At 65.4% G+C, this 19084-nt stretch carries 13 protein-coding genes; 6 read left to right on the top strand and 7 right to left on the bottom strand.

Annotated elements, in window-relative coordinates:
* Positions 1-280: 280 nt before the first annotated feature.
* The 3 genes from ACM9HJ_RS17110 to ACM9HJ_RS17100 all read right to left on the bottom strand — a co-directional run bounded on the left by ACM9HJ_RS17110 (position 281) and on the right by ACM9HJ_RS17100 (position 4791).
* Complete coding sequence (locus tag ACM9HJ_RS17110) at positions 281-2245, bottom strand: methyl-accepting chemotaxis protein (RefSeq protein ID WP_416572968.1); 1965 nt, start codon at positions 2243-2245, stop codon at positions 281-283.
* Positions 2246-2316: 71 nt separating this feature from the next.
* On the bottom strand, positions 2317-3546 hold the full coding sequence (locus ACM9HJ_RS17105) for an alginate export family protein (RefSeq protein WP_416572967.1): 1230 nt from the start codon (positions 3544-3546) through the stop codon (positions 2317-2319).
* Between the two features lie 231 nt (positions 3547-3777).
* Complete coding sequence (locus tag ACM9HJ_RS17100) at positions 3778-4791, bottom strand: LacI family DNA-binding transcriptional regulator (protein ID WP_416572966.1); 1014 nt, start codon at positions 4789-4791, stop codon at positions 3778-3780.
* A gap of 59 nt (positions 4792-4850) precedes the next feature.
* Here ACM9HJ_RS17100 and ACM9HJ_RS17095 point away from each other — a divergent pair, with 59 nt between their 5' ends.
* The 5 genes from ACM9HJ_RS17095 (at position 4851) to ACM9HJ_RS17075 (ending at position 15336) form a co-directional block, all read left to right on the top strand.
* Positions 4851-6371, top strand: coding sequence for an MFS transporter (locus ACM9HJ_RS17095; RefSeq protein ID WP_416572965.1), 1521 nt, complete (start codon positions 4851-4853; stop codon positions 6369-6371).
* A 411-nt stretch (positions 6372-6782) separates the two neighbouring features.
* Positions 6783-10166 carry a TonB-dependent receptor gene (locus tag ACM9HJ_RS17090; RefSeq protein WP_416572964.1) on the top strand — a complete coding sequence of 1128 codons (3384 nt, stop codon included), beginning with the start codon at positions 6783-6785 and terminating at the stop codon, positions 10164-10166.
* Positions 10167-10265: 99 nt separating this feature from the next.
* Positions 10266-11798 (top strand): tryptophan halogenase family protein, encoded by a 1533-nt coding sequence (locus ACM9HJ_RS17085; protein ID WP_416572963.1) that lies wholly within the window; start codon positions 10266-10268, stop codon positions 11796-11798.
* Positions 11795-13264: a tryptophan 7-halogenase gene (locus ACM9HJ_RS17080; protein WP_416572962.1), complete on the top strand. Its 1470-nt coding sequence runs from the start codon at positions 11795-11797 to the stop codon at positions 13262-13264. The genes ACM9HJ_RS17085 and ACM9HJ_RS17080 overlap by 4 nt, the downstream gene beginning before the upstream one ends.
* Positions 13265-13311: 47 nt before the next feature.
* Positions 13312-15336 carry a glycoside hydrolase family 97 protein gene (locus ACM9HJ_RS17075; protein ID WP_416572961.1) on the top strand — a complete coding sequence of 675 codons (2025 nt, stop codon included), beginning with the start codon at positions 13312-13314 and terminating at the stop codon, positions 15334-15336.
* Positions 15337-15480: 144 nt separating this feature from the next.
* Here ACM9HJ_RS17075 and ACM9HJ_RS17070 read toward each other — a convergent pair whose 3' ends face one another.
* The 3 genes from ACM9HJ_RS17070 to ACM9HJ_RS17060 form a co-directional block, all read right to left on the bottom strand.
* Positions 15481-16206: a hypothetical protein gene (locus ACM9HJ_RS17070; protein WP_416572960.1), complete on the bottom strand. Its 726-nt coding sequence runs from the start codon at positions 16204-16206 to the stop codon at positions 15481-15483.
* A gap of 160 nt (positions 16207-16366) precedes the next feature.
* Positions 16367-16933 carry a glutathione peroxidase gene (locus tag ACM9HJ_RS17065; RefSeq protein ID WP_416572959.1) on the bottom strand — a complete coding sequence of 189 codons (567 nt, stop codon included), beginning with the start codon at positions 16931-16933 and terminating at the stop codon, positions 16367-16369.
* 75 nt (positions 16934-17008) lie between these two features.
* A complete protein-coding gene (locus ACM9HJ_RS17060) occupies positions 17009-17242 on the bottom strand; it encodes a hypothetical protein (protein ID WP_416572958.1) in 234 nt (77 codons plus the stop codon).
* A 116-nt stretch (positions 17243-17358) separates the two neighbouring features.
* Between ACM9HJ_RS17060 and ACM9HJ_RS17055 the strand changes: the two genes are divergently transcribed.
* Positions 17359-17910, top strand: coding sequence for an isochorismatase family protein (locus ACM9HJ_RS17055; RefSeq protein WP_416572957.1), 552 nt, complete (start codon positions 17359-17361; stop codon positions 17908-17910).
* Between the two features lie 60 nt (positions 17911-17970).
* Here the strand turns inward: ACM9HJ_RS17055 and ACM9HJ_RS17050 are convergent, their stop codons facing one another.
* Positions 17971-19047, bottom strand: coding sequence for a PA0069 family radical SAM protein (locus tag ACM9HJ_RS17050; protein WP_416572956.1), 1077 nt, complete (start codon positions 19045-19047; stop codon positions 17971-17973).
* Between the last annotated feature and the right edge of the window lie 37 nt (positions 19048-19084).

The following is a 19084-nucleotide window of genomic DNA, read 5'->3' as shown; positions in this document are numbered from 1 at the left end:
GGATTATCAGATGGTTAACCATCATGGGGCGCGGCTGGCCCCGCTATCTGCCCAAGGCAATGGCGCAAAATCCGCCCAAGATGCGGGCGGCGATGGCGCGGATTTGTGCAGTGCGGGGTATTGATGATTTTTTAGGCGCCACGGGCGGCATTCTTGGGGCGCCTTAGGGGGTCCCGGTGCCAAACCTATCCTTTTGCGCTGCAATATACCGGATATGAAAAGGGCGGCCGGGTCGCACCGGCCGCCTTTCAAGGGGTACGGGGAAAGCCCGACAGGGGGATCAGGCCGCCCGCACGCGGGTGACGAACCCTTCCAGCCCGTCGCGCAGACTGTCCACCAGCCGCGACAACTCCCCCGTGGCCGACAGGGCGTTGCCGGTCATGCGGCCGATATGGTCGGCCCCCTGGGCCACATCCTCCACCACACTGTCGATATCGGCGGCACTTTCGGCGACGCTGCGCATATTCTCCTCGATCCGTTCGGTATCCTGGCGCTGGCGCAAAAGGGCGGCTTCGATCCCGGCGATCAGGCCGGCGATGGCTTCGATCTTGGCAGCGGTGGCGCCGATGGCGGTGACGGCGGCACCGGTGGCGGTTTGCATCTCCTCGATCCGGCCGGCGATCTCATCCGTGGCGCGGCCGGTCTGGCTGGCCAGGCTTTTCACCTCTCCCGCCACCACGGCGAAGCCCTTGCCGGCTTCGCCTGCCCGCGCCGCCTCGATCGTGGCGTTCAGCGCCAGCAGGTTGGTCTGGCCGGAGATTTCGCCGATGATCTCCACGATGCGGCCGATATTGCGGGCGGCATCGGTCAGCCCCTCCACGGCGCGGTGGGTTTCCCGCGCCTCCGCCACCGCTTCCGCCGATACGGAGAGGGCCTGGCCGGCCTGGGCATTGATGTCGCGGATGGACAGCGACAGCGATCCGGCGGCTTCCGCCACCGCCTCCACCCCGCCGCGCGTCTGGGAACTGGCGCTGGCCATGGTCAGGGAATGGCGGGCATTGCGGCCGGCCAGATCGGCCATGCTGCGGGCATCACCCTGGATACCGCCGGCATGGTTGGCCATGATCGACAAAGCCTGTTCATGCTGCTGGCTGAACCGGTCGATCACCGCTTCCAGCGCCTCGCGGTTGGCTTCGGCCCATTGGCGCTCGCGCTGCTGCTGGGCGGCGGGCGACAGGTCGGGGTCGATATCACCGGTCACGCTGTCCAGGGCACTGGCCAGCCAGGGTGGCAAATGGCTGCGATCCAGGGTGGACATGCCATCGGCCACCCGTTCCGACCAGTCGCCGGCCCGGCGCAGCCGCCCGCCCAGGGCCCAGGCGAACAGGCGCAGATGCAGGGGCGCCCCGGCGATGGGGGCCGTCAGTTCCTCCGCCAGCTCCGCAATCCGGTCGGTGCACAGGCTTTCCAGATCGGTGATCAACCGGTCCTCCACCTGTTTCAGCCGGTTGATGCGGCCGGTGGCGGCGGCGAACCATTGGCCGGCACTGATGGCGGTGACGGGCCGGTTGGGGCCGGTATCGCGCAACAGGGTGCGCAACGCCTCCACCTGACCACAATCCGGGCCCCGCAGCGTGGCGGCCAGGAACCGGCGCTGGCCGGCATCGGCATGGTCGGTGAACAGGCCCAGCGCCTGCTTCTGCGCCCCTTCCAGCTGTGCCATGCGGCGGAACCGGGTGGCGTCGAACTGGCCTGCTGTCAGGGCGGCGGCCCCCACGGCGCGTTCCTGGCCGGCGAATTCCTTGGCGCGCATGAAATTCAGCAGGGCGGTCAGGGCACGCGACAGGGGGTTGTCGGTGCTGATCCCGGCCACGGCGGTGACCACGGCCAGCAGCGCTTCCACCAGGGCGGAATATGAGAGTGTGGCGGTGCGCAGATCGACTTGCCTTGCCGTGATCCGCGCCCGCAGGTCGGGCAGGTCCAGCAGCGCACGCCGGGCGAAACGCAGGCAGCCGGTCAGCGACCCTTCCCAGCCCAGCGGATCGATCCCGGCCAGTTCCGCCCGCACCCGCTCCATCGCCTGGTCGGTTTCTGTCCGGCGGGCATTCAGATCGGGCAGGGAGCTGTCATCGTGGGCACCCAGATGCAGGTTGGTGGTGCCGCGTTCACGTTGCAGCGCATGCACCAGCCCGCCGATGCCGGTAACCAGCGAACAGAGCCGGGCCAGCCGTTTCAGCCTGTTCAACCTTTGGGCACGGGCGGAGATCAGGAAGCGCAGGGCGGCAAGGCGGGGAAAGTCGGGCATGGCGGATGCTCCTCCGCAAGGAAGCGGACAAGGCGGCCGCCCAGCCACTTGGATGGGCGGCCACGGTGGGATCAGTAGGTGTATTCCAGTGACAGCCAGAATTTCCGGCGATCGGCGAAGGTGCCGTCGCCATCATAATCGGCGTATTTGGTGCTGATGGTGACCTTCGGGCCCAGCTTCACCGATGCTTCCGCATTGACCTCGCTGCCATAGGATCGGTTGATCTTTTCGGCTTCGAAATCATGGTACCAGAGAGCAGCGGAAAAGCCGGTGATACGGCCCCAGTCCAGCTTCGTTTCATAACCGATACGACCATAGGCATCGTCGATGCCATTGGCGGGCGTCGTCAGGAAGACGTCGGCATAGCCCTGGAACTTGTGCAACGTGGCCAGCGGTGTCGCGAAGCCGCGCACCCCGTCGCCTTCCAGGCTTTCATAACCGCCGCCGACCGACAGGCCGGCATAGGTGGCGGTGAGTTCCAGCCCGACATAATCCAGCGAGATATCGCGCGGGTTGTTCTCATAGTCGCTCTGGCGGGCATAGTCGGCGGCATAGGTCAGGGTGACCTTGTCCAGGGCATATTTGCCCGCCACGCGCCCGCCATAGGTGGCGGTGGACAGAAGCGGCTGTTCCTCCAGGTCCAGCAGATAGGCATAGCCGGTGACCTTGGCATAGGGCGCCAGGGTCAGGCCGGCATTGAACAGGTGGCTGTCACCCTCGAACTCGCCCTGGGGGCTCTTGTGCCCGAAGACGCGGTTGACCTGGGCGACATAGGCGTAGGTGAGGTCCAGCTTGTCGATGGCCTGGCTGTTGATCTTCACCGCATCCAGCGTCTGCTCGTTCTGGCGGAAGCCGACGGCGCCGATGAAGCGCTGGTTGTCCAGGTTCAGGCGCTGGCGGCCCACGGTGACCGTGGTCTTGGTGAAGCCGGTATAGTCGACCTGCAGGCGGTTCAGTTCCATGCCGTCGGGATCGGCGACCACCGGCCGGCGGGTCTTGCCGTTCAGGCTGTCATTGAAGGCCTGGTTCATATGGGCGACGGCTTCGGCTTCGGCCAGCAGGGAGAAACCGTTGATCTTGCCGGTCTGGAAGCCGGAACGGACCCGCACCGTATGGGCGGTGGCATCCTCCGGCAGGCCCGCCTGATCGACATTTTCCAGGCGATAGCGGAAATCGACAAGCAACTTGCCATCCTTGACCAGGGCGGCGGCGTCGGACGCCATCGCGGGCAAGGCGGTCAATGACAGGACGGGGGCAAGGATCAGCAGGGACAGGCTGCGCGCGTTTTTCCGCGTCGTCATCTGAGGCTCCAAATAAAAAAGGCGCCTAAACGTCCCGGGGATCATCCCGGGCGTTCAGACGCCATTGTCTGGTGGATCGGGGAACCGATCCTATGAAGGGGAGACCGCCGTTGGCCTCACACCGCGTTAACCATCAGCAATTCCCATGCCGCAGGTGCGAAGCGCTGTTTTCCTTGGCGTATGGGGCTCGCTCGCCCATTTTAGGGGCAGTGCAGCATGGCATTTGCGCGCTCAGGCGCCACAACTCTCGCGCACGATCAGTTCCGTGGGCAGCAGTTCGGCGCGGTGGTCGGTCAGCGGGTCCAGGATCTGGGAGACCAGTTTGCGCCCCGCTTCGCCCGTGTCCTGGCGGATGGTGGTCAGGGCCGGGGTGCTGAGCCGGGCCAGCAGCATGTCGTCATATCCCACGACGGAAACGTCGCGCGGTACCGACAGGCCGTTGCGGCGCAGCGCCCGCATGGCGCCCAGCGCGATCAGGTCGGATGCGGCCACAACGCCGTCGAACTGCACGCCCCGGCGCAGCAGGCGGCCCACGGCGGCCTCGGCAGACTCCAGCTCGAACTCCGCGGCGATATCCAGCTTGGGATCGACCTCCAGCCCGCTTTCGGCCAAAGCTTCCCAATAGCCCTTGCGGCGATGCTGGGCCTCCGGGTCGTTGCCGCCCAGGAACATGATGCGCTTGCGGCCCAGCCGGGCCAGATGCAGCGTGGCGCGGCGCCCGCCCTGCAGATTGTCCGACCCGATGGTGCAATATTCCTGACCGGGCAGCTGTGCGCCCCAGACGGCGAAGCGGGCATTGGTGCCGGCCAAGCGGTTGAACGCCTCATGCAGGGTGCCCTGGCCCAGGAAGATGACGCCGCTGGCCCGGCTGGTGGTCACGGTGGCCACCAGATCGTCAAAACTGGCCGGTGCCACATGGCTGACGGTGAAGTCGCAGTCGCGTGCCCGCGCCGCCTCCCCGATATTGGCCAGCAGTTCCAGGAAGAACGGGTGGGACAAAGGCAGCGGCTTGCCATGCACGAAGGGGGTGACGATGGCGATCGTGCCCTCCGCCCCAATGGGGCTGGCCGGCATGTAATGGCGGAATGGGTAGTCATGCTCGCGCGCCAGCGCCCAGATGCGCTGCTTGGTCCGCGTGCTGATGGTCGGATGGTCGTTCAGCGCGCGCGACACGGTCGCGACGGAAACGCCGGCCAGCTTCGCCAGATCTTCAAGTGTGGTTTTGGAGTTGCCGGATACGGCCATCAGGGTCAAAGCTGCCGGAAAAGGAAAGCGCGGCAGCATAGCGCATGGGAGGGGGCAAATTGCAAGCGAGTGACGAGAACGCCGGGGCCGCCCCCGGTGGCGGCCCGGCCGTGGCCCGGCCGCTGCTGTCCTCCCGCCAGATCTGGAACATGTGCTGCGGCCTGTTCGGGGTGCAGATCGTCTGGGGCCTGCATAATGTCAACACCAGCCGCATCTTCCAGGCGCTGGGTGTCGATATCGCCGATCTGCCGATCCTGTGGATCGCGGCGCCGATCACCGGCCTGCTGGTGCAGCCCATCGTCGGTTACCTGTCGGACCGGACATGGACGCCGCTGGGGCGGCGGCGGCCCTATCTGCTGGCCGGTGCCGTGCTGTCGGCGCTGGCCCTGTGCGCCATGCCCAACGCATCCACGCTCTGGGCTTGTTCGATGACACTCTGGCTGCTCACGGCGGCGATCAACATCGCCATGGAGCCGTTCCGCGCCCTGGTGGCCGACACGCTGCCCGATGAACAGCGCACGCGTGGATTCGCCACCCAGGTGTTTTTCATCGGGGCAGGTGCTGTATTCGCGTCGGTCCTGCCCTGGGTCATGGCCCGCTGGTTCGGGATGAGTGCGCGCGGCGATGGGGAGGCGCTGCCGCCATCGGTGCGCGCGGCGTTTTATGTGGGTGCGCTGTGCCTGCTGGTAGCCGTGGTCTGGACGGTGGTCACCACGCCCGAAAGGCCCTGTGCACGGCCTTTGGCGAAGGTGACCGGGGACGACATGTCCAGCGGCGAACGTGGTTTGCGCGGTGGGGCGCTGTGGATGGTGGGGGGCTTTGCGCTGTTCGCCTTCGCCCTGTCCACGGGGCAGGAGCGGGAAATCCATTTCATCGCCGGGCTGGCGGTCGCTTTCGGTCTGGCCCAGATCGCCGTGGCCTGGGCGCGCCGCCGAGGTGCGGTGTCGCTGGGCATGCTGGAGATCGTGGAGGATATCCTGCATATGCCGGCGATGCTGAAGCGGCTGGCCCTGGTGCAGTTCTTCACCTGGTTCGGGCTGTTCGCCATGTGGATCTATACGGTGCCGGCCGTGGCCGCCCGCCATTACGGCACCAGCGACGCGGCGTCCGCCGCCTATAATGCGGGCGCCGACTGGGTGGGGGTGCTGTTCGCCGGGTATAATGGCGTGGCCGCCCTGGCGGCCTTGGCTCTGCCGGCTTTTGCCGAGCGGGTGGGGCGGCGGGCGTGCCATGCGGTTTGCCTGCTGCTGGGGGCGCTGGGGCTGGCGGGGTTCCGGGTGATCGACGATCCCATGCTGCTGTGGCTGCCGGCGGTGGCGATCGGCATCGCCTGGGCCGCCATCCTGTCCATCCCCTATGCCATGCTGTCCAGCGCCATCCCGCCACAGAAGGCCGGGGTCTATATGGGCATCCACAACATCTTCCTGGTGCTGCCGCAGCTGGTGGCCGCCACCATCCTGGGGCCGCTGGTCGGCCGGGCGTTCGGCGGCCAGGCCATCCATGCGTTGAGCCTGGCGGCCCTGTCGCTGGTGCTGGCGGCGGTTTGCACCCTGGCCATCCCCCGCAGCGAAAAGCCGTAGGTCAGGTCGAGGGCGTAAGCCGGAGCCCTGACAGTTGCTTTCAAGCTTTCCCTGTCAGGGCTCGCCTGCGGCTCGACCTGACCTACGGTCATTTCCTGGAATTGCTGCACGTGCTTACGCAAATTTTGCATTAATTGATGCCGTAATGCGGGGATTCAAGAACAGGAATCGAGCAGCTAATTGCATCAAATCTCAGGAGGGCGGAGAGTTTTTATCATTTTAAAACAAATAGATAATCAAAATCCACATGTCCGCCAAAATTTACCCTTGCACCCAGCGCAAGTTTGCGCAAAATTACGCAAACAAGACGACGGGCTATCCTGACGTGGGATGGTGGGGATCGTCATCTCAGGGTCTGCCGGGTCCGTCGGGATCGGGTGCTAAAAGCCTGAACAGGGGAGGAAACAGGAAGTGAAGGATCACCAGATCAACCGCGGCCGCGGTCTGTGGCTGCGCGGGGGCGTCTCGCTGCTCGCCTTGGCCTTTGCCGGCGCCAGCGGCGCCCAGGCCCAGACGGCGCCCGCCGACGATGCCAAGGTCGAAGCCGCACCGGTGCTGGAGGAAATTGTCGTTGTCGGTGTGCGTGCCGCACTGGAAAGTGCGCTGGACATCAAGCGCAATGCCGGCACGGTGGTGGACAGCATCACCGCCACCGATATCGGCGCCTTCCCCGACAAGTCGGTATCGGAAGCGTTGCAGCGCGTGCCCGGCATCACCGTGTCGCGCCTGCAATCGGCCGATGACAGCACGCATCCCTCGGGTGAGGCGACCAGCGTCCTGATCCGCGGCCTGCCGCAGGTCCGCACCGAATTCAACGGCCGCGACAGCTTCTCCGCCGACAGCTATCGCGGGCTGAATTTCAACGACGTCTCGCCCGAACTGATGGCCGGCGTCGACAGCTACAAGAACCAGACGGCGGACATGATCGAAGGCGGCATCGCCGGCACGGTCAATCTGCGCACCCGGCTGCCGTTCGACAGTGACGGGCTGGCCATCGCCGGCAATATCAAGGGCTCCTACGGCGACAAGTCCAAGAAATGGACGGGCGAATATTCCGGCCTGATCAGCAATGTCTGGGAGACGGATGCCGGCAAGTTCGGCCTGCTGGGCAATTACGCCCATTCCGATGTGGTGACGCGGACCGAAAGCGTCATCATGGACAAGATCAACACCTATTGCTCGGCCGGTGCCACCAATGCCGCCGGCAATGCCAACGTGTCGGCCGATGGCACCGTCGCCTGCACGGCCAACCCGTTCGGCGGCACGGGCTGGGCCTATATGCCCGACGGCGTGCGCTATTCGCTGGTCGATTACGACCGCACGCGTCGCGGCATCTCTGCCGCCGGCCAGTATGAAAGCCCGGATGGCAGCTTCCAGGCTACCGTGCAGTATATGCAGTCCAAATATCACAATGCCTGGCTGGAAAATGCCAGCCACGTGATCCTGGATGGCGGCGCCTATGGCTCGTCCGCCTTCCGGCCGCGCAGCACCAGCATCATCGGCCCGGCCACCGGGTCGCCTGCCCTGAAGTTCGGTGCCGACGGCATGCTGGAAAGCGGCCTGCTGACCCAGGGACATGGGTCCTGGCGCGGATCGTGGGACAGTCTGCAGGATGCGATCAATACCGGCTCCGCCGTTCCCGGCCAGCCGTTTGTGAATTTCTGCGGTGCGGGTGCCAATTGCACCACGTTGCAGGACGGCCTCTATTTCCAGAACGAGGCACGCAATTTCGATCACAAGGAAGGGACCAAGGATCTTTCCTTCAATGTGAAGTGGGACGTTACCGACCGGCTGCACACCACCTTCGACGTACAGCGCATCACGGCGTCGACCACCAATGACGATATCCTGGTGGCCACTGGCTCCATGGCCAACATGCAATATTCCGTCGGCAAGGACGGGGTGCCGCAGGTGGTGATGAGCCCAGGTTCCAACGTGAACTATGCCCAGGGCGGCCTGTCCAACCCGCATAATTACTGGATCCCGTTCATCCAGGCGCATCTGGAGGACAATGACGCCAAGGAGACGGCGTTCCGCGGCGACGCCACTTATGACCTGGACGAAGCCGATGGCTGGCTGCATTCGCTGAAGGTCGGCGTGCGCCATGCCGATCGCAAGCAGACCGTGCGCTATTCCACCTTCAACTGGTCGCCCGTTGCCGCCAGCTGGAACTGCAACGGCCCCGGTTTCAATGCCGACAGCACGGGTGGGGCCTATCCCGCCGGCTGCGGCAATGGCCAGCCCTTCAAGGGCTATGGTGCGGGCATCTGGGACACGGTCGATCTGGGCGACGATTTCTACAATGGCGACGTCTATCCCAATGGCGAGCTGGTCTATCTCAGCCGTGACGTGCTGAAGGATCGTGACCGGCTGGTGAAGTCGCTGTCCGGCCCCAACACCAATTCGCCGATGAGCTGGGCACCGATCTGCGATCGCGCCGGCCTGCCCTCGGGCAGCTGCTTCCTGCCGTCGGAAGTCATGCATGTGCAGGAAAAAACCAATGCCGGCTATGCCATGCTGCGCTTTGGCGGCGGTGACATGACGATCCTGAACGGCATCACCGTGGACGGCAATATCGGTGCCCGCCTGGTGCAGACCAAGATCGACAGCGAGGGCAGCGTCGGCTTCCCCACCAATACCGCCCTGGTGCAGTTGCAGCAGACGCCGTGCGGCGCCACCCTGCCGCCGGGTGCGGTGGTGAACCCCGCCTGTTCCCTGACGCCGGCCATCCTGGCATTTGCAAACGGCGCCGGCACTGCCAACAATTTCAAGACCGACTACACCAACGTCCTGCCCAGCTTCAATGTGCGCTTCGGGCTGGATGACGACCAGTTCATCCGCTTCGCGGCGTCGCGTGCCATGGCGCGTCCGGATTTCGGCCTGCTGCGCAACTTCGTCTCCATCCAGACGCCGGTCATCGACACCACCGCCAGTTCTCCCTACCTGATCAAGAACGCGGCGGGTCAGGTCACAGGCTACAATTTCGTCTTCCGGGCGGAATCCGGCTATGCGGGCCTGCGGCCGCTGAAGGCCGACCAGTTCGATCTGGCGTACGAATATTACCTGGGCAAGAGCGGCCTGTTCTCCTTCGGCGGCTTCTACAAGAAGCTGCGCAATTCCATCTCCTACGGCGAGTTCGTCCGCGAATTCACCAATGGCACCTCCACCCAGACCGTGATCATGCGTGGTCCGCGCAACCAGAAGGGCGGGGGCGAGCTGTACGGGTTCGAAACCGGCTACCAGACCTTCTTCGACTTCCTGCCGGGCCTGTGGAGCGGGCTGGGCATGCAGGTCAACTACACGTACGTGGACCAGTCTGGGATCAACAATTCCAACCTGGTGACCCAGGGCGCGCTCGATGCCGGCGGTACCGGCGGCTTCGGTGCCGGTCTGGACGTGTCGGGTGGGCGTGGTGCGGTGATCGACAGTCACAAGCTGGCCGGCATCTCCAAGCACACCTACAACATTGTCGGCCTGTATGAGCAGGGGCCGATCGGTCTGCGCCTTGCCTATAACTGGCGCTCGCGCTTCCTGACCAACAATCTGGATTGCTGCATCGGCCTGCCGGTGTTCCAGAAGGCGGCCGGGTTCCTTGATGGCTCCATCCGCTACTCCATCAGCGAGAACCTGGAAGTGGCCATCGAAGGGTCGAACCTGCTGGATACCAAGACGGTCTATCAGCAGCAGATCTTTGGTGACAGTGCCGCCACGCCGGGGGCAAAGGCTGTCTACAAGGATGCCAACTGGGGCAAGGCCGACCGCCGCGTCCAGGTCGGTGCCCGCGTGAAATTCTGATCCTCCCCAAGGGGCGCCGCCAAAACTCCCTCCGGCGGCGCCCCCTTTTTTCATAGAATGCGCCCTGACCTGCGGCGGCTTTCACGGGGTGAGGCAGAGATGGCACAGCGTCTGCGGATTGTGGTCGTCGGTGGTGGCACGGCGGGATGGATGATGGCGTCCGGCCTGTCGCGGCTGCTGCCATCCGACCAGTACGACCTGACCCTGATCGAAAGCGACGAGATCGGGACAGTGGGCGTGGGCGAGGCGACGCTGCCCCATATCAAGCAGTTCAACGACCGCCTGGGCATCGACGAGGCGGAGTTCATGCGCGCCACCGGCGCCACCATCAAGCTGGGTATCGAATTTGTCGGCTGGAACAATCCCACCGACCGCTATATCCACCCGTTCGGTGCCTTTGGCGAACCCTGGGCCGGCGTGGATTTTCAGCATCACTGGGCCCGTGCCCGGCTGGCCGGTATCGATGCCGGGTCCTTGCAGGATTATTGCTACGCCATCGAACTGTGCCGGGCGAACGCGTTCGAGCTGCCGGACGCGGACACGGCCTCCATCCGCTCCACCTATTCCTACGCCTATCATTTCGATGCCGGGCTTTATGCCGGCTTTCTGCGTGGCTGGGCCACACGGCGCGGCGCAAAGCGGATCGAAGGGCGGATCACCGATGTGCATCGCGATGCGGAGACGGGCCATGTCCGGAGCCTGACCTTGAAGTCGGGCGAGAGCGTCGAGGGCGATTTCTTCGTGGATTGCAGCGGTTTCCGTTCCCTGCTGGTGGGGGGCGCGTGCCAAGTGCCTTGGTGTGACTGGAGCGAGTGGCTGCCGTGCGACCGGGCGCTGGCTGTGCCGTCGGACCGGGTGGAGCCGCTGACCCCCTTCACCCGCGCCACTGCGGCCAAGGCCGGCTGGACCTGGCGCATCCCGCTTCAGCACCGGATCGGCAATGGCTACGTCTTCTCCAGCCGCTGGTGCGGGGAGGAGGAGGCGCATGACACGCTGATGGCAGCCCTGGACGGGCCGGCGCAGATGGAACCACGCCTGCTGCGCTTTGCCGCCGGCCGGTGGGCACGGGCGTGGGCGGGCAATTGCCTGGCCGTGGGTCTGGCCAGCGGCTTCCTGGAACCGTTGGAAAGCACGTCCATCTTCCTGATCCAGGCGGCCCTGTTCGATCTGGTGGAACTGATGCCCCGGGCCGGCGGCATCGATCCGCGCCTGCCGGCGGAGTTCAACCGGCTGTTCGCGATCCATTACGACCGGGTACGCGACTTCCTGGTCCTGCATTACATGGCCAACAGCCGGCATGGGGAGCCGCTGTGGGACCATGTGCGCACCATGCCCCTGCCCGACAGCCTGATGCACAAGCTGGAGCTGTTCCGCGAGGGGGCGGTGGCGCCGGGATACAAGCTGGGCCTGTTCTCCCGCGACAGCTGGCTGTCGGTGTTCGAGGGGCAGGGCGTGATGCCCGGTGATTATGCGCGGCTGGCCGACAGGCTGCCACTGGCGGAGCTGGAAAAGCGCCTGTCGGACCTGCGCACCCGCATCCGCGATGGTGTCGTCGGCGTGCCCAGCCACGGTGACTTTATCAAGAGACATTGCGCGGCACGCGACGCCGCCGGACAGGGGGAGGCCGCATGAGCCAGCCCATCAACCATCTGGTCATCGTCGGCCGTGATGCGCCGCTATGGCTGGCCGCCTCCACCCTGGCCCGTGCGCTGGCCCCGTCCAGCCTGACGGTCACCGCCGTGGAACTGCCGTCCAAGGCGACTTCGGCCGACCTGCATGCCAGCCTGCCGGCGCTGGAGGCGCTGCATAAACAGTTGCGGCTGGATGAGCGCCGCCTGCTGTCCGCCGTCGGTGGGGCCTATACGCTGGGCTGGAACTTCGCCGATGCGGGCGGGGCGGTCGCCCCCTTCCTGCATCCGTTCGGCGCCTTCGGCTCACCCATCGCCGGTCAGGATTTCTTCCCCCACTGGCTGCGCGCCCGCCGACACGGATTGTCGGTGCCGCTGGAGGATTTCAGCCTGACGGCCGCCGCCGCGCGGCAGGGAAGGCTATTCATTCCGGATACGGAGAGTGAGCGGTACGGGCGCAGCGATTACGGCTACCACCTGCCGGCCCTGGCCTATGCCGGGGTGCTGAAGGATGTGGCGCGTCAGGCCGGGGTGACAATCCTGTCGGCCGCCAGCCTGTCCCCCGTTCGCGACGGGGAAACCGGCCTGATCAATGCGCTGGCGTTGGAGGATGGGCGACGGGTGGAGGGTGACTTCTTCCTGGATGTCACCGGTCCCGACGCGCTGCTGATCGGCGGGCCGGGCAACGGCATGACGAGTTGGGCTTTCCCCGCCGACCGGGTGCTGACGGCGCGCGGGCCGCGACTGACCAGCATTCCCACCTATGCGGAGGTGCGGGGGTTCGCCGATGGCTGGCTGGCCCTGCGCCCGGCCCAGGCCGGCACCTTTATCACCGCCGTGTGGAAGTCCGGGCCGGGGGAGGGCGACGTACTGCGCCGCCTGCCGTCGCTCTGCGGTTTCGCGCCCCAGGATGCCATTGTGCGGTCCAGCAGCCCCGGTCTGCGGGCCCGCGCCTGGGACGGCAATTGTGTGGCGCTGGGGTCGGCCGCCGTGCGGCTTGACCCGCTGCATGACCTGGACCTGTTGTCGGTGCAGCAGGGATTGGTGCATCTGCTGGCGCATTTCCCGCGCACCATGCGCCTCAATGCGGCGCAGGCGGAATATAACCGGGTAACGGCCGGCCATTTCACCCATCTGCGGGATTTCCAGGCCCTGCATTATCACCTTGCCCGCCATCCCGGCGCCTTCTGGGATGCGGCACGGGCGCTGCCTTTGTCGGACGATCTGTTCCACCGTGTCGCCCTGTTCCGGGCGCGCGGCGAACTGGCGCCGTGGGAGGAGGACGATCTGGCCCCCGATAGCTGGCGTGCCTTCCTTGCCGGCCATGGATTGCTGCCCGACAGCCATCCGCCGGGTGTGGACCTGTTGCCACCCGACGATCTGAAAGCCCATCTGCGCCATATGCTGGGCTTCGTGAAGAACCAGGTGCTGCGCCAGCCGGTGCATGACGCCTATCTGCGGGGCGGGTGATGCCGCCGTCTTTCCCACCCGTCCTATCCAGCAAAGAGGCTTGTTCGATGAATTTCCGTTCGCTGACGCTCCTGTCCTCGCTCGTGGCACTCAGCACCGCCAATCCGGCGCTGGCCGCCGACCGGGAATGCGCCCAGTCGCCGGGCAAGCTGATCGAGCTGTGCGTCTTCGTGAAGGACGGTCAGGCCTTTTACGAGGTCAGCCGCAAGGGCGCGCCCGTTCTGGCGCCGGGCGCCCTGGGCCTGGGCTTCAAGGGCGAGGCACCGGTGCGCTACACCGCCATCACAGGCGCCAAGCGGTTGGCCAGCGACAGCAGCTGGGAACAGCCCTGGGGCGAGCAGCGGACGGTGCGCGACAACCACACCGAACTGACCGTGACGCTGGCGGGTGATACGGCGCTGAACGGCAAGGTGGATGTCACCTTCCGCCTGTTCGATGACGGGATCGGCTTCCGCTATGGCTACAACGCCATTCCCGCCGGCCAGGATGTGGAGGTGGTGGCGGAGCGCACGCAGTTCCGGCCGGTCGGTCCGCAAAAGGCCTGGTGGTACCCGGCATTGGGGGAGGAGCGGGACGAGTATCTCTATACCAGGACCGACGCACGCCGCATCACCATCGCCGAAACGCCGCTGACCCTGAAGGGCGACAACGGGCTGCACCTGTCGATCCATGAAGCGGCCCTGGTGGATTTCCCGTCCATGCTGCTGGCGGGTGATGGGGCGGGGACGCTGACGGCCAGGCTGATGCCCTGGCCCGACGGGGTGCTGGCCCGCAAGACGGGGCCGTTCGCCACCCCCTGGCGCACGGTGCTGATCGGCGACAGTGCCGCGGCGCTGGCCGACAGCCGGATTGAGCTGAACCTGAACGAGCCCAACAAGCTGGGCGATGTCTCCTGGTTCAAGCCCGGCAAATATGTCGGCATCTGGTGGGAGATGCATCTGGAGAAATCCACTTGGGGCAGCGGCCCCATCCATGGTGCCAACAATGCCAACGTGAAGCGGTACATGGATTTCGCCGCCAAGTACGGCTTCACCGGCGTGCTGGTCGAAGGGTGGAACAAGGGCTGGGACGGCGACTGGATCGCCAATGGCGACAAGTTCAGCTTCACCGAACCCTATCCGGACTTCGACCTGCCGGCCCTGGCCGCCTATGGCAAGTCGAAGGGCGTCGGGCTGATCGGCCATCATGAGACGGGCGGGGCCGTGGTCAATTACGAGGCCCAGCTTGAAGACGCCATGAAGCTCTATGCCAAGGTCGGCGTGAACACGGTGAAAAGCGGCTATGTGAAGCATAGCGGCACCATTTTGGACGACCAGGGCGGCCAGCAATGGTTCGCCGGCCAGTATCTGGTGCGCCATCACCTGCATGCGGTGGAGGTCGCGGCCCGCAACAAGATTGCCGTCGATACGCATGAACCGGTGAAGGATACCGGCCTGCGCCGGACATATCCCAACTGGGTCAGCCGGGAAGGCGCGCGCGGCCAGGAATTCAACGCCTGGGGCAAGCCCACCAACCCGCCCGAGCATGTGACTATCCTGCCCTTCACCCGGATGCTGGCAGGGCCGATGGACTATACGCCCGGCATCTTCGACCTGGTGCATGGCAAGGTGAAGCTGGAGGCGCGGGTACAGTCGACCTTGGCCACCCAACTGGCGCTTTATGTTGTGCTGTACAGCCCCGTGCAGATGGCCGCCGACCTGCCGGAGAATTACGAGGCGCGGCTGGACGCGTTCCAGTTCATCCGCGACGTGGCGGCGGATTGGGAGGTCTCCAAGACCCTGCAGGCGGAGATCGGCGATTACGTCGTCGTCGCCCGTCAGCAGCGGGGGGCCAAGGACTGGTTCCTGGGTGCGGTGACCGACGAGGAAGCCCGCAAGCTGACCCAAAAGCTGGACTTCCTGCCGGCCGGCAAGCGTTTCGAGGCGCAGATCTATGCCGACGGGGCCGGCGCGGATTACCGTACCAGCCCGACGGCGCTGAAGATCGAAAAGCGAGTGGTGACGTCCAAGGACAGCCTGGACCTGGACATGGCACCGGGCGGCGGCGTAGCCGTGCGGTTCAAGGCGCTGTGAGGAAATTTACCCTCGCCCGCTTGCGGGAGAGGGAGGGAGAGGGAACAACGGCACTGTTCGGCGGCCACCCTCTCCCTCCCACCGCTTCGCGGCGGATACCTCCCTCCCCCATCAAGGGGGAGGGCATGAATAAGCAAGCGGGCTTTACGGGAAGCGGCAGACCTCGCCCGTGACCTCCACGAAGGAACGGGCGCCGGCACCCACGGTCAGGCGCACTTCCTTGTCGGTGGTGATCAGGTTGTGGGTCAGCGGCAGGACGCCATTGACCTCTTCCACCTTGCCGGCGGCGTCGGTGAAGCTGACCTTCACCGGCTTGGTCGGGTCGTACCAGGCTTCGGGGCTGCCGCCCTCGTTGCGGGCGGGCACGCCCTCGCCGGTCACGATGATGGTGCCGTCGGCGAAGGCCACCTGGGTGTTGGAACCCTTGTAGATCGGGGTGGGCAGGACGAAGCGCTTGGTTTCCGGCCGACCGCACGAACGCGGATTGCTGGTCTGCTCGATCACGAAGGCCATGCGTTCGGGGTTCACCCCTTCGGCCAGCTTGCGGGCCACCAGCTCGTTCAGCTTGGCCAACTCACCGCTGGGCACTTCGCGCTGCAGGCGGATATCCAGCTCATTGGCCCGGATTTCCTGGGTCTGGGCGATCTGCTGCAATTGCTGGGCGCGACGTTCGGCCTTGTCCTTGGCCGCAATCATGTTCGCCAGCTCTTCCTGGATCGAACCTTCACGGGATTTCAGCTGCTCCACACCCACCAGATAGGAGAAGCCGGCGACCCCGCCCAACAGGGTCAGCCAGAGGACGGCCTTGCCCACGCGGGCCCAAACGCGACGGCGGTAGCGACGGTGGTTATCGTAAAGGCCGTAGCTCATTTCTTCCCAAGCTTTTCAAGGGGATGGGGCCGGCCCGCCTGTGCGGCTGGCGCTTTCGCCGACCCTACCCAGCCTGTAAGCCAATTACAAGCTCAACCCCTTGGTTTGACGCGCGGTCCCTCAGGCGCCGGGCGCCGCCATTCTCATCGCAGGTTTGATATCAGCCCTTAGGCAGCGCCTTCTCGATGGCCGCCGCCAGTTCGGGGGAATCCGGTGTCACCTTGGAACCGTAAGCCTCGATCAGCTTGCCGTCGGTGCCGATGAGGTATTTGTGGAAGTTCCATTTCGGCTCGCCCTTCTGTTCGGCCAGCCACTTGTACAGCGGATGGGCGTCGGGTCCCTTCACCGGTTCCTTCGTGGTCATGGGGAAGTCGATGGCGAAATTGACGTTGCAGAATTCCTTGATCTCCGCGGCGGAGCCCGGCTCCTGCCCGCCGAAATCATTGGACGGCACGCCCAGGACGACAAGGCCCTTGTCCTTGTACTTGTCCCACAGGGCCTGCAGGCCCTTGTATTGCGGGGTGTAGCCGCACATCGATGCGGTATTGACCACCAGCACGGCCTTGCCGCGATAGCTGTCCAGCTTCAGCGGCCCACCCTCGATGGCGGTGAAACCATAATCATAGGCGCTGGCCGCCTGTGCCGGAACGCTCATGCCCATCACCCCCATCATCGCCAAGCCGCCGGCCAGGGCCAGGACGGCCCGCCGGCCAGCACGCATCGCCATTTCACCCATGATCCACCTTATCGGGAAGGGAAGTCCGGGGGAGAATGCAGCAGAGCCGGGGCCGGCGTCCAGTGATCAAAGCCGGGTCGCCACCTGACGGCCGCCACTATTGCGCGCCAGGCAGTTTTCCAGGGCAGTGGCGCGGGCCGTCTCGGCATCCGTGCCCGGCATGGAAGCCTGGATATAGCTGGCGCAGTTGGCAAAGTGGGGATGTTCGTCCGCCACTTGCAAAGGCGGGCTGACGGTGTCGGGCCCGGCGCAGGCGGAGAGCAGGAACAAGGTCGAGAGAACCAGGATCAAGCGGCCCATCGCCGCCTCCATCATCATGTCGTGGTGAACTGGCCGGACTATCTGCCGTGGCCCCTTGCCGGAAAGTGATCCGCCGCACAGATTGAAGGGCATGGCAGCCCAGAGGAGCCCGCGTGATGACCGACACAGCACCCCCGCAATGGCTGCTGACCACCGACAGCCGGCTGGTCATCATCGATGTGCAGGACCGGCTGCTGGCTGCCATCGACGGAGCCGATGCGGTGGTGGAAAACTGCCTGAAACTGGTGCGCACGGCGCAAAGGCTGGGCGTGCCGGTGGCGGCGACGGAACAGAATCCGGCCGGCATCGGCCCTACCACCGCCCCACTGGCGGCGTTGATCCCGCTGCGCTTCGGCAAGGTGCATTTTTCCGCCGCGCGCCAGGGGGATTTCCTGGCCTGGGCGGCCGGCGGGGGCACGGTGCTGCTGGCCGGAACGGAGGCGCATGTTTGCGTGTTGCAGACCGCCTTGGGCCTCAAGGCGCTGGGTCTGCGGGTGGGCGTGGTGATGGATGCGGCGGGATCGCGCCAGCCCGCCAGCCGTCAGGCCGCCTTCGACCGGTTGCGCGCCCACGGGGTGGAACTGGTCACGGTGGAAATGGTGCTGTTCGAATGGCTGGAACGCTATGACCGGCCGGAATTCAGGGAAGTGCTGCGGCTGATCAAATGATATGGCTTTTCCTGTTCCTCAATCGCCGCCGGAACGGCTTCCGGCTAACCGGAAACCGTTCTAGAACAGTGACAATTGCCGCACCGGTGCCGCCGGCACCCTGAATTTGGAGCAATCCATCTCCCAACGCCGCCGGTCCAGGCCGAGGCGTTTAATGGCCAGCCGGAAACGGCTGCGCAGCAGGTCGGCATAGGCGCCGGTGCCCTTCATCCGCGTGCCGAATTCCGACCGGTACAGCGCCCCGTCGCGTGACTGGCGGATCAGTGACAGCACCCGTTCCGCCCGGTCGGGATAATGCGTGCGCAGCCATTCGCCGAACAGGTCGGCAATCTCCAGCGGCAGGCGCAGCAGGATATAGCTGGCGGCCGTGGCCCCGGCATCGGCCGCCGCCTCCAGAATGGCTTCCATCTCATGATCATTCAGGGCCGGGATCATCGGGCTGGTCAGCACCGCTACCGGCACGCCGGCCCCGGTCAGGGTCCGCACGGCCTCCAGTCGTTTCCCCGGCGTGCTGGCGCGCGGTTCCATGGTGCGGGCCAGATCACGATCCAGGCTGGTGATCGACATCGCCACATGCGCCAGCCCGTCCGCCGCCATGGGCGCCAATATGTCCAGGTCGCGCAGGACATTGGCCGATTTGGTGATGATGCTGACCGGCTGGTTGAAATCGCGGCAGACGGAAAGGATTTCGCGCGTGATCCCTTCCTCCCGCTCCACCGGCTGATAGGGATCGGTATTGGCACCCAGGGCCAGCGTCCGACAGACGTAGGAGCGGGAGCGCAATTCGCGGGCCAGCAGTGCCGCCGCGTCGCGCTTGGCGAACAGCTTCGTCTCGAAATCCAGCCCGGGCGACAGGCCCAGATAGGCATGGGTGGGCCGGGCGAAGCAGTAAACACATCCATGTTCACAGCCGCGATACGGGTTCACCGAACTGTCGAAGGGAATGTCGGGGCTGTCATTGCGGCTGATGATGCTGCGCGCCGCGTCGGCCATGACGATGGTGCGCAGCTTCTCCGGCAGGCCCCCGTCACAGCCCCAGCCATCATCGATCCGCACCCTTTGTTCGCGTTCGAACCGGGAACCGAGATTGCTGACGGCGGCGCGTCCCCTTGTCGGCTGTGGCGACAGTTCATCCACCGTTGCCTCCTGGCCGGAAATGGAACATAAAGTGAAC

The organism is Niveispirillum sp. KHB5.9, from assembly GCF_048066115.1.
In the GTDB taxonomy this organism is placed as follows: domain Bacteria; phylum Pseudomonadota; class Alphaproteobacteria; order Azospirillales; family Azospirillaceae; genus Niveispirillum.
The sequence above is the reverse complement of the archived record's forward strand: the minus strand, read 5'-3'. Positions and strand labels throughout refer to the sequence as shown.

Bases quoted from the DNA above. Each gene is read 5' to 3' on its own strand.
- ACM9HJ_RS17100 (WP_416572966.1), bottom strand. From the start codon at position 4,791: ATGGCCGTATCCGGCAACTCCAAAACCACACTTGAAGATCTGGCGAAG.
- ACM9HJ_RS17070 (WP_416572960.1), bottom strand. From the start codon at position 16,206: ATGAGCTACGGCCTTTACGATAACCACCGTCGCTACCGCCGTCGCGTT.
- ACM9HJ_RS17105 (WP_416572967.1), bottom strand. From the start codon at position 3,546: ATGACGACGCGGAAAAACGCGCGCAGCCTGTCCCTGCTGATCCTTGCC.
- ACM9HJ_RS17080 (WP_416572962.1), top strand. From the start codon at position 11,795: ATGAGCCAGCCCATCAACCATCTGGTCATCGTCGGCCGTGATGCGCCG.
- ACM9HJ_RS17060 (WP_416572958.1), bottom strand. From the start codon at position 17,242: ATGGGCCGCTTGATCCTGGTTCTCTCGACCTTGTTCCTGCTCTCCGCC.
- ACM9HJ_RS17085 (WP_416572963.1), top strand. From the start codon at position 10,266: ATGGCACAGCGTCTGCGGATTGTGGTCGTCGGTGGTGGCACGGCGGGA.
- ACM9HJ_RS17065 (WP_416572959.1), bottom strand. From the start codon at position 16,933: ATGGCGATGCGTGCTGGCCGGCGGGCCGTCCTGGCCCTGGCCGGCGGC.
- ACM9HJ_RS17110 (WP_416572968.1), bottom strand. From the start codon at position 2,245: ATGCCCGACTTTCCCCGCCTTGCCGCCCTGCGCTTCCTGATCTCCGCC.
- ACM9HJ_RS17055 (WP_416572957.1), top strand. From the start codon at position 17,359: ATGACCGACACAGCACCCCCGCAATGGCTGCTGACCACCGACAGCCGG.
- ACM9HJ_RS17075 (WP_416572961.1), top strand. From the start codon at position 13,312: ATGAATTTCCGTTCGCTGACGCTCCTGTCCTCGCTCGTGGCACTCAGC.